Origin of the sequence: Methanobrevibacter sp., from assembly GCF_045586545.1 — an archaeon.
Lineage (GTDB): Archaea > Methanobacteriota > Methanobacteria > Methanobacteriales > Methanobacteriaceae > Methanocatella.
This window is the reverse complement of record NZ_JAZNAN010000083.1, coordinates 1-9,097: the sequence shown is the minus strand read 5'-3', so window position 1 is coordinate 9,097 and position 9,097 is coordinate 1. Positions and strand designations below refer to the sequence as shown.

The 9,097-nt window shown below is 34.6% G+C and carries 12 protein-coding genes; 6 read left to right on the top strand and 6 right to left on the bottom strand.

Translation table 11 applies throughout. From position 1 onward, the window contains the following. On the bottom strand, nucleotides 1-617 hold a 617-nt coding region (locus ACKI3D_RS06445; protein WP_407393068.1), incomplete at its 3' end, for an ammonium transporter. Between the two features lie 321 nt (nucleotides 618-938). Here ACKI3D_RS06445 and ACKI3D_RS06440 point away from each other — a divergent pair. The 6 genes from ACKI3D_RS06440 to ACKI3D_RS06415 are packed head-to-tail and all read left to right on the top strand — an operon-like array spanning nucleotide 939 to nucleotide 5,002. Continuing rightward, nucleotides 939-1,229 carry a hypothetical protein gene (locus ACKI3D_RS06440; protein WP_407393066.1) on the top strand — a complete coding sequence of 97 codons (291 nt, stop codon included), beginning with the start codon at nucleotides 939-941 and terminating at the stop codon, nucleotides 1,227-1,229. Then, nucleotides 1,219-2,457, top strand: coding sequence for an HD domain-containing protein (locus tag ACKI3D_RS06435; protein WP_407393064.1), 1,239 nt, complete (start codon nucleotides 1,219-1,221; stop codon nucleotides 2,455-2,457). Before ACKI3D_RS06440 ends, ACKI3D_RS06435 begins: the two co-directional genes overlap by 11 nt. A 9-nt stretch (nucleotides 2,458-2,466) precedes the next feature. Then, a complete protein-coding gene (locus tag ACKI3D_RS06430) occupies nucleotides 2,467-3,015 on the top strand; it encodes a UbiX family flavin prenyltransferase (RefSeq protein ID WP_407393062.1) in 549 nt (182 codons plus the stop codon). Continuing rightward, complete coding sequence (cbiT, locus tag ACKI3D_RS06425) at nucleotides 3,016-3,579, top strand: precorrin-6Y C5,15-methyltransferase (decarboxylating) subunit CbiT (RefSeq protein WP_407393061.1); 564 nt, start codon at nucleotides 3,016-3,018, stop codon at nucleotides 3,577-3,579. A gap of 14 nt (nucleotides 3,580-3,593) precedes the next feature. Continuing rightward, nucleotides 3,594-4,355, top strand: a complete 762-nt coding sequence (locus ACKI3D_RS06420) for a hypothetical protein (protein ID WP_407393059.1) — start codon at nucleotides 3,594-3,596, stop codon at nucleotides 4,353-4,355. A 17-nt stretch (nucleotides 4,356-4,372) separates the two neighbouring features. After that, the gene (locus ACKI3D_RS06415; RefSeq protein WP_407393057.1) at nucleotides 4,373-5,002 is read left to right on the top strand and encodes a molybdenum cofactor guanylyltransferase; all 630 of its coding nucleotides are present in this window, start codon (nucleotides 4,373-4,375) and stop codon (nucleotides 5,000-5,002) included. Here the strand turns inward: ACKI3D_RS06415 and rrp42 are convergent. Genes rrp42 through psmA form a run of 5 tightly spaced genes read right to left on the bottom strand, consistent with a single transcriptional unit; the run spans nucleotide 4,999 to nucleotide 9,017 of the window. Beyond that, nucleotides 4,999-5,784, bottom strand: coding sequence for an exosome complex protein Rrp42 (gene rrp42 / locus ACKI3D_RS06410; RefSeq protein ID WP_407393055.1), 786 nt, complete (start codon nucleotides 5,782-5,784; stop codon nucleotides 4,999-5,001). The genes ACKI3D_RS06415 and rrp42 overlap by 4 nt on opposite strands. A gap of 12 nt (nucleotides 5,785-5,796) precedes the next feature. Beyond that, on the bottom strand, nucleotides 5,797-6,492 hold the full coding sequence (rrp41, locus tag ACKI3D_RS06405; RefSeq protein ID WP_407393053.1) for an exosome complex exonuclease Rrp41: 696 nt from the start codon (nucleotides 6,490-6,492) through the stop codon (nucleotides 5,797-5,799). Between the two features lie 19 nt (nucleotides 6,493-6,511). After that, entirely contained in the window at nucleotides 6,512-7,426 is a 915-nt protein-coding gene (gene rrp4 / locus ACKI3D_RS06400; protein WP_407393052.1) for an exosome complex RNA-binding protein Rrp4, read from the bottom strand. Nucleotides 7,427-7,445: 19 nt separating this feature from the next. Further along, complete coding sequence (locus ACKI3D_RS06395) at nucleotides 7,446-8,147, bottom strand: ribosome assembly factor SBDS (RefSeq protein WP_407393050.1); 702 nt, start codon at nucleotides 8,145-8,147, stop codon at nucleotides 7,446-7,448. 33 nt (nucleotides 8,148-8,180) lie between these two features. Beyond that, a complete protein-coding gene (psmA, locus tag ACKI3D_RS06390) occupies nucleotides 8,181-9,017 on the bottom strand; it encodes an archaeal proteasome endopeptidase complex subunit alpha (RefSeq protein WP_407393048.1) in 837 nt (278 codons plus the stop codon). Between the last annotated feature and the right edge of the window lie 80 nt (nucleotides 9,018-9,097).

Genomic DNA, 9,097 nt, shown 5'->3' with positions numbered 1-9,097 from the left:
CATAATAATGCTGCTCCTAAAACAGCATATCCTAAATTATGCGGAATCAATGATGGATCTTTTCTTTTTCCAAGCACTAATGCAACAGCCAATGCGGAAATACCTGAGTTGATGTGGACAACTGCACCTCCTGCGAAATCGTGTGCACCCATTTGCATTAACCATCCTCCTCCCCATACCCAGTGGGCAATTGGGACATATACAAGACACATCCATAACGGGACAAAAATTACCCATGCTTTGGTTTTCATTCTTCCAACTAAAGCTCCGGACATGATTGTACAGGTCAGGCCTGCAAATGCACATTGAAACATTACAAATAATAATGTTGGAATGGTTCCATTTAAATCATCTAGCCCAATTCCCTGCAAAAAGAAATTGGTTGGGGAACCTATTAATCCACTTACATCAGTTCCGAATGCGAACTGATAACCGAATATAACCCATATTACACTAATTATTGCAAATGCAATAAAAGTTAAAAAAATTGTATTTAAAACATTCTTACGTTTACTTAATCCTCCATAAAAAAATGCGACAGCTGGAATACTCATTAAAAGTACAAGTAATGTACAAACAAGAATCCAAGCAGTGTCGCCTGCACTAAACATAACCATTTTATCAAAACTCTTTAAATTAATCATAAATTTTAAACCGATTAGTCGGCAACAATTGTCGGAAGTATCATTCCGACATATAGCTATTGAACTCCATAGTATATAAAGTTTTTGGAAAATTAAAAAATCAATGTACAAAAAGTAACAATCCAATAGAAAGATAAACAAAAATAGTATAATTTTTAAAATGAATATAATTTCATTCAAAATAAATTAAAAAAGCCATTTAAAATTTAAAAGTTTAAGAAAGCATTAAATATTATCATTTAAATAAATAACAATAGTATAGTTAAATTTTCAAAAAAAATGGAATAGGTTATTATGAAAGACTCAGTAAAAGCAAAATTGATAGTATTTTTAATAATCGCAATAGCTGCATTTTGCATTAGCACAGCATTTGCTAGCCTAACAATAACCGAAGACAGTGAATCATACAAAATTATTCCAATAGAAAATGATTCATTTGAACCGAATTACATTGACTACGTTCCAACTGTCAAACCGAAAATTGAGAACACTACAAATATAACAAATATAACTAATACTACCGATGACATAGATGACTGGAATGATACATACAACAATTGGAGTGAAACATACGATGACTGGTAAAAAGAGTGATAAGAAAAAGTTTATCAGAGATAGCGTCTATGGCGATATCAGCCTAAACGACTTTGAAGTTCAGATTATGGACATGCCACAATTCCAACGCCTGAGAAGAATAAAACAATTAGGCCTAATTAGTCTAATTTATCCTGGAGCTACACATACTCGATTTGAACATTCTATAGGAACCATGAATCTCGGATCCAAATTATCCGAAGAACTTGGTTTGGAAAATGATGAAATAGAACTGATTAGAGCTTCAGCGCTTCTTCATGACATTGGCCATGGCCCATTTTCACACGTATCAGAAGGAGTCCTGTCCGTTCCCCATGAAGAACTGACCAAATTCGTCATTACCCAAACTTCAATGAAAGATTTGCTTGAAGAAAAATTCGACGTTTCAGAAATTGTAGATATCATAAGCGGAAAAGGCTATCTTGGTCCGATAGTTTCAGGAGAGCTTGATGTTGACAGGATGGATTACCTGATGAGAGATTCACACAATACCGGTGTTGCCTACGGCATTATTGATTATGAAAGGATCATTTCAAATTTAGAACTTGAAGATGGATTGATTTTAGATATTAAAGGAGTTCAGGCAGCTGAAGGAGCACTTGTCTCAAGATATTTCATGTATCCAAGCGTTTACCAACACCACACAACAAGAATTGTCAATTCAATGTTTAGAAGAGCATTGACAAGGGTATTCGATGAAGGCATAATCGAGGAGAAAGATATTTACAAATATGATGATGCCGAACTTATTGGAGTGTTCAGACACTGCGAAAACGAATTCGTGAATGACATCATGTCAAGATTGGATAACAGACGTGTCATGAAAAGAGTTAAAACCATTAGGCTGGATAACTTCAAATATCCTGAAAAGATGTACAAGATAGAGCAGAAGACCCTCAGAAAAGCTGAAGAGGAAATTGCAGAAGATTATGATATCGATAAAGATTATGTATTCATAAACATTGCTGAATATCCTCGCTTTGATGAAATGAAAACCCAAGTCAATGTAGACGGCAAACTATACCCATTGACTGAAATATCAAATATTATCGGCGCACTTAGTAAGGCAAGATTTAACATACCTGACATAAGTGTCTATGTGGATGACTCAGAAAAACCTAAATTTGAAAAATTCAAATTGGAAAATTATCTGGACTTGCCTGAAATCGACCGTGAAAAATTCCACGGAATCCATTACGACCAAATTAAATTATTCTAGGAGATATCAATGATAGTGGTTGCAATTACAGGAGCAAGCGGAGCAATATATGGAATAAGGCTCCTTGAAGCCCTAAAAGAACTGAATATTAAAAATTCATTGGTAATCAGTGATGCTGCAAAAATAGTAATCGAATCAGAAACCGACTATAAAGTTGATGACGTGATAAAACTTGCAGACATTACCTATGATTTCAATGACCTTACCGCTTCAATAAACAGCGGATCATTTAAAGCAGACGCATTGGTAATCGTTCCATGTTCCATGAAGACACTGTCTTCAATAGCCCATGGATATGGGGCAAATACAATAACAAGAGTGGCTGATGTAAGTCTAAAAGAGAGAAGGCCAACAGTTATTGTTCCCCGTGAAACTCCGCTTAGAAGCGTTCACTTACAGAATATGCTAACATTATCACAGGAAGGAGCTATAATTTTGCCTGCAATGCCAGGCTTTTACTCAACACATGATACTGTTGATGACCAAATCAATTTCATTGTTGGAAAGATTCTAGACTCCTTGAAAATTGAAAATGACTTGTTTAAAAGGTGGGAATAAATGTTAGAAGATAATGACTTTATCAAATCCTGTGATGTTCCAGGACCTACAAAGGAAGCCATAAGGGCCATCATACTTTATAAATCCGGAGTTACCTCTAAAGATAAGGTTGTTGACTGCGGATGCGGAACCGGCGGAATTACATGTGAATTCAGCCAGAGGGCCCGTGAAGTGATAGCTATCGATACCAATCCAGAAGCGATTGAAATGACTTCCAAAAACCTCAAAAAGTTTGGTCTTGGAGATAATGTCACATTAATTAATGATAATGGAGCAAATGCATTGAAGGATATTGACGATATTGATATTGCCATTGTTGGGGGCAGCGGCAGACAATTGGAAAATATCCTGGACATTGTTCATGACAAACTGAATTCAAAAGGCAGAATAATAATTACAGCCATTCTAGTTGACACTAAAGTTGAAGCCGTGAATAAGCTTAAGGATTTGGGATATAATCCTAAAATCATGGAAGTCAACGTTTCAAATGGAAGAGTACTTGATCGTGGAATCCTTATGATTAGTGAAAACCCGATAGCTATTATTACCGCCAAGAAACGATAAATGGAGATTAAAAAATGGATGAACATAAACGCTGGAAAATCAAATTTTCCATATTGATGATTATTTTAATAATAATCATTTACGGGTCAAATTACCTTGTATTAGGCGACCCTGAACATATCATATCCTACATCTGGACTCATTTAGGTTTTATTCCAGTAGATATTCTTGTCGTTGCATTCATACTTGATGAGATTATTGAAAGAAAAGAAAAGGAAGCCATGCTTGAAAAATTGGATATGCTTATGAGCACATTCTTTTCAGAAGTTGGAAATGACTTGATTAAACAATTAAGTAGTGTAAACAAATATAAAGCAAATACTGAAAACTTGAAATCCATCAAAAATTGGGATCAGAAAGACTTTGAAAACAAATTGGCTGAACTTAAAAGTTCAACTACCGATTTCAGCGCTCAGGTTGCACCTGAAGATAGAGAGGAATTTTTAGAAAACTTAACCACATTGCTTTCAAGCAAAAGGGAGTTTATCATTAACTTAATAAACAATCCGAATCTGCTTGAAAAAGAAGAATTTACAAATCTGATTAATGCCATTCTTCACTTGGATGAAGAACTGGAACATAGAAAAGATTTTGCTCTTGTCAATGATGCAGATTTTGGACATTTGAATGGAGATATGCAAAGAGTATATGACAAATTGGTTTATGAATGGGTTTACTACCTAAAATACTTGCATAAGCATTACCCATATATGATTGCATTGATAATCCGTACAAATCCGTTTGATGAAACCGCAGACGTCTACGTAAAAGAATAGTTTTGGAGAGATTTAATATGAGTAGTGAAAACAAAAACAGCGAAAATATTAAATCTTGCATTATTTTATGTGGAGGTAAGAGTAGTAGAATGGGACGCGATAAAGGTTCTATGATTATTCAAGACAAACCTATGATTAAACATGTCCTTTCTACATTAAACCATCAAATAGATGAAGTTATAATTGTTTTAAATGACCAAAAAAGAATTGTCAAATATAGTGAATTTATTAATCCTCAGGAATATGACTATCCCATCACATTTGCTGAAGATAAGATAAAAAATAAAGGGCCAATGCCTGGAATCATGACAGGACTTGGCAAAATCAAAAGCGATTATGCACTGGTTTTACCATGTGACAGCCCTTATGTTTCAAAAAATTATATTCAAACTATTTTTAATGAATTAGATAATAATTATCAGGCTATTGTTCCTTATCATGATGCTGAAAACAAATTGAAAACATCAGAACCGCTGCATTCAATATACAATAAAAATATCATTTCACAAATCGAAAAACTAGTTTCAAATGATGTTTTGCATATTAAAGGACTAATAGAAAAAATAGATGCGAAATTTGTTTTGATTGATAATAAAAAAATAGAAAAAAAAGAATTTAGAAATCTTAATCGTCCAGAGGACATTTAAAGATGTTCTATTAATTCTTTAACTTTGTCTACTGCTAAATTAACAGCGAATAAAATATCGTCTTTAGTTAAAGGTTCTTGACCGCCTTTTTGCATTGAGCAAATGTGACCATCTTTTGTAACACCAACATTTAAACGAGCACTAGCTACTCTTTCTTCGGATAATGTTGGGTCAATAACCATCTTATCACCAATTTTAACAAAGGTGCATAATGCCAATTCATTGTTAATCGGTAAATCAAAGGTTTCATCTTCACTGATGACTACTTCTTCATCGACGATAGTTGCAACAGGCAATTTAGTAGATTTGAGTGCAGCCATTACAGCCAATTCACATGCATCAAAAAGGTTACCGCAGTTATCAATGATATGCAAATCAATGAATAGCATCCAAACATGTTTTCCTTCTTCAACACACAATTTATCTAATTCTACCAATTCACTTTCACGAATGCCTCTGTCAACTACACGTGCAAGTTCAATTGAGTCCTCACTAGGTGGTCCTGGCTCAAAAGTAGGATCAGCCATAGGTAACATTTCACAATTGGTCATTAAAACTCCTAAATCAGGAGTATCTGGAAATGGGCTTCCAAGTTGTGGTTTAATACCTACAATAACTTGAGTTCCACCGAGTTTTACGCGAGCAGAACCTTCAGCTTTGGAAATAACATTAGTTTCAATAGAAATGTCCCTATATTCATCAAGTGCCCTGCCATCTTCTCTTTTATCATTAGCGACAAGGCTTTTAATACTGCGTCTTGTAATTTCTGGTACTATATCCATATTATCCACCCACTATCCTGTAGAATATTTTTTCATTAAAGCTTCTTTTTGGAGCTCGTTTACTTTACGACATCCTTCCATAGCTAAATTGATTGCCTTTTCAAATTCTTCTTCAGTTAAATTACCGTCACTTTGTAATAATGTGATTTCACCAGTTCTTGGCATCATAGCTATTGGAACATCAGCTTGTCCTTCCTTATCTTCATGTTCGGATAAGTCAAGAACAATTTCATCATTCACTTTACCTGCAGCACAGCCTACAACAATATCTTTCATAGGCACACCTGCATCAACAAGTGCAACAGACGCTGCAGTAATTCCTGCACAACGGGTTCCACCTTCTGCTTCAATTACTTCTATAAAAACATCAACCATTGAACGAGGGTAATTTTCTAACATTAATGCTGGCCTTAAAGCGTCTGCAGTAATTTTAGAAATTTCAGATGATCTTCTGTCTGGTCCTGGTCTTTTTCTGTCATCTACTGAAAACGGTGCCATATTATACCTACATCTGATAACACCGGTATTTGGTTCAAGTAATCTTCTAATGTATGATTCTCTAGGACCATAAACTGCTACTAAAATCTTATTTCCTCCAACTTCTAAGTAAGCTGAACCATCTGCACGTTCAAGCACACCTGCTTCAATTTTAATAGGACGTAATTCATCAAACTTCCTACCATCCTCTCTTATAAAATCTGACATCATATCAACCTCTTTTGAAGAATCATTTATTATTTAATATAAAAGAATTATTAGAATTGTCACCGTAAGATATTGTGTTATCCTTACTTTTGTTTTTTCTTTTTAATTCTTCAATAACCTCAGCTATATTGGGTTTATCTTCTTTCTCTTTTCTTTCTGCTTCTTCTTTTTCTTCTTGTTCCAATTCTTCTTTAAAATCTTGAAGTTTAGGTTTTTCTAAAACAAATTCTTCTTCCTCTTCCTGAGGATTTTCTTCAGGTGGCAATTCGCCATCGATAGCCAAGTATAATTTGTTTTTAATCTTATTAGTTAAACCGGAAGTATGAGCTTCAGCTTCAATTAAATGAATTATTTCTCTGGTAAGCTGTTCCATATCTTCGTCTCCTTTTACCCAAACGAGACCGTTTTGACCAACAACAATCTTACAATTAGTCTTATCTTTAATCATGTTGATCATAGAACCTTTTTTACCGATTAATCTAGGAACTTTAGTTGGAGCAATATCTACAATTATTCCTCCTTTGAATTTGCCCATTCCTCTGCCTTTTAAACCGAGTTTTGCCTTTTTGATTTCATCAACATCGACAACTCTTAAAAATAGCACATCCCCAACATCGAAAACTCTGTTAAGTTCTTTTTTCTCACGACCAAACACTTCAAAAGCAGGTAAAATTCCGGAGTAAGGTGAATTAATGTCTACATCCCACATTGAGAATCTGACATCATTAATTTTACCGATTACAACATCTCCTTTTTTAGGAACATATTTACTTTTAAGAGGAATGACTCTAAGTTTTTTATTCCTCAAAGAAACAAGTCCCATTAAAGAAGAACAAACTTTACCATTCTCTTTAAAGGTACCTCTTCCTGAATAGTATTCATCGTCAGCTAAAATCTGACCAGGAATAACTAAATCTTTATTTTCCACATATATCATAATAATCCCATAAGCTTAATTATTTAATAGTTTTAGTTTCCGCTTCTCCACCTGAAATCTCTGCCATCTTTGCTGCAAATGAATCCTGAAGACCTCCCGGCATCTCAACAATGCCTATCCATGAGCCATCCTGTTGCCATTCTTCATTAACGATTTCGCCGAATCCGTGAATAACAGTATACGCTTTTCCAGCGGCGGCCCCTGGGAGTCTTACAGCAACCTTAGCCTTTTCAAACCTGATTGGAATAAGCGGTTTGATTGCTTTTAGGGCAGATTGAACTTGTTGGTCAACTGAAGTGAATGGATCAAATTTGACTTTTGCCTCATCACAGGCATTTTCAATTCTTTGAACTGGATGAGGTAATCCATTTTGAGGATTTACAGCTTCTCTAGCTATCTTATTGATAACCAATTTTCTTTTATCCTCTTGCATTTTTCTTTTTTGATCTGCAGTTAATTGAACAGTTCCCTTTTCAAGTATGATTCTAGAAACTTCAATAGGATCTGTAGTTTCAAATATCTTATTCATGGCTTCATCAGAAGCCTTATCTCCTTTTTTGGAGTCTTTAAAAATTTCTTCAACAGCTAAAAGATCTTCGATGGCAACATCTGGGCCATCAGGATTTCTAAAATCAGCTGCTAAATCAGGGTCAACTAAAATCTCAAAGTGTTCACCACTATATTCATATTTAGCGATAATAGCTTCATCAATATTTACCATCAAAGCATCCCCTAACTAATGATTAGAAAAGAATTATTCTTCTTCAGAATCTTCTTTAGAATCTTCATCAGATTCTTCAGCTTCTTCTTTAACTTCTTCTTCGGCTACTTCTTCAGTTTCCTCTTCGACTTCTTCTTCCTCTTCTTCAACGACAAGCACTTCATCGATGTATTTCTGTACTTCGTCTTTAGAGAGTTTTACATATTTTTCATCTTCGAGTTTGATTACTGCAATTTCCACATTGTTTGAAGTAGTTTCATGGTCAGTTGCATCTTTAATGGCTGTTAAAGCCAATGCAATAGCTCCGTCTAAGGTTAAATCATCCTCATATTTTTCTTCAAAGATTTCCATTGCAGCTGCTCTGCCTGAACCGATTGCAGTAGCTTTGTATTCAATCAATGCACCACTTGGGTCAGTTTCGAACAATTTGCATTTTCCATTATATATTCCACCGATGATTAAAGCAGAACCAAATGGCCTTACACCACCGTTTTGGGTATATAACTGTAACATGTCACATAACTTTTTAGATAAGCTGGTTACGCGAATAGGTTCACTATAAGTGATTTTATTAATTTGCGCTTCAACTCTTGCTCTTTCGACTAATGCTCTTGCATCTGCAACAAGACCTGAAGTAGCTGCACCAATATGTTCATCTATCTTAAATATTTTTTCGATAGATGATGCTTCAACCAATTTTGAAGTGGTTCTTTTATCTACAGCTAAAACAATACCTTCTGAACTTTTTACACCGATTGATGTAGTTCCTCTTTTAACAGCTTCTCTTGCATATTCTACTTGGAAAAGTCTTCCATCTGGGCTAAATACAGTAATAGCCCTATCATATCCAGCATTTTGTAAAGGTTGCATATTATTACCTCACATTTCTACAAATTTTAAAAATATTAAAAATTTTAATTCAACTACATAAAAAACATAATTTCAAAATC